Raw genomic sequence first — 1,299 nt, 5'->3', positions numbered from 1 at the left:
TGTCCCGTCCTAAAATACGTTGACATAAAGAGGATTTCTTTATGACAACTTCAAGTAATCAAAGACCTAAGCGCACACAGCGTGATTACACATTAGCTTTTAAATTGGGTGTGGTTGAGCGTGTAGAAAAAGGCGAATTCACTTATAAACAGGCACAAGCTCACTTCGGAATACAAGGAAGGTCGACGGTACTGGTTTGGCTCAGAAAGCATGGTAGACTCGACTGGTCGAAACCATTTCAGCATCCACTTATGCCAAGTTCAAAAGAAACACCAGCCGAAAAAATAAAACGCCTCGAGAGAGAATTAGCTGACGAAAAGCTCCGTAATAAAATCCTTAATGGAATGGTAGATATTATGGATAACGAGTATGGAGCGGGTCTCAGAAAAAAGTACTTATCCGGTACGTCTGGCAAGCCAAAAAAAGAAAAGAAATAAATTTGGCGGCAGCATGCCGGGTTGTGGGAATATCCAGACAGTCGGTTTACCAGGCTGTTTCTCGCATGGAATGTAGAAGAGCAGAGCTATCGATAATTAAAGATTGGGTACTTTATTGGCGCAAGTATATGCCGCAAATAGGGACGCGCAAGCTCTATAAACTTATAAAACCAAAGCTGGTTGAGCATGGGATTAAACTAGGTCGAGATGGCTTTTTTACTTACTTAAGGAGCGAGGGACTACTCGTTAAGCCAAAGAAAAGTTTTACCAAAACTACATTCAGTAAACATTGGATGAAAAAGCATCCAAATTTACTTAAGGAAGAAGGTCTGCATAATGCAGAGCATGTGCTTGTTAGCGATATCACCTATCTCGAATCCGACCAAGGTGTACACTATCTATCGTTAGTAACAGACTCTAGCACGCGTAAAATTGTAGGGCACCACTTGAGCTTGGACATGAGGGCTGAAAATGTAGTCAAAGCACTGAAGATGGCCGTCAGAGATAAACGATATGCAGGTAACAGTGTTCACCACTCAGACAGAGGGCTACAATACTGTTCAGCTATCTACCAGAATGAGTTGAATGCGAATGGGATCCAGCCGTCAATGACAGATGGTTACGACTGTTATCAAAATGCATTAGCAGAACGAATAAACGGTATACTCAAGCAAGAGTTCTTGCTCTACCGATGTAAAACAATCGAAGAGTTGAAAATACTCGTTACCGAATCAATCAATATTTACAATGAAATGAGACCGCACTTAGCATTAGATATGGAAACGCCTAACGCAGTGCATAATAGAAAAGGCCAGCTTCGAGAGCTGGCCTAATAACTGTCAACCTATATTAGGACGACACA

Annotated in this window: 1 protein-coding gene; it reads left to right on the top strand. The window is 41.6% G+C overall.

Annotated features, from left to right (window positions below; genetic code table 11):
• The first annotated feature begins 41 nt into the window (after positions 1-41).
• A protein-coding gene (locus tag ACFI6L_RS20230; RefSeq protein ID WP_283620060.1) for an IS3 family transposase occupies positions 42-1,270 on the top strand; the annotation gives its coding sequence in 2 pieces (ribosomal slippage) (positions 42-393 and positions 393-1,270; 1,230 coding nt in all).
• Positions 1,271-1,299 lie beyond the last annotated feature (29 nt).

This window comes from Alteromonas sp. G4i35, from assembly GCF_054960375.1.
The sequence above is the reverse complement of the archived record's forward strand: the minus strand, read 5'-3'. Positions and strand labels throughout refer to the sequence as shown.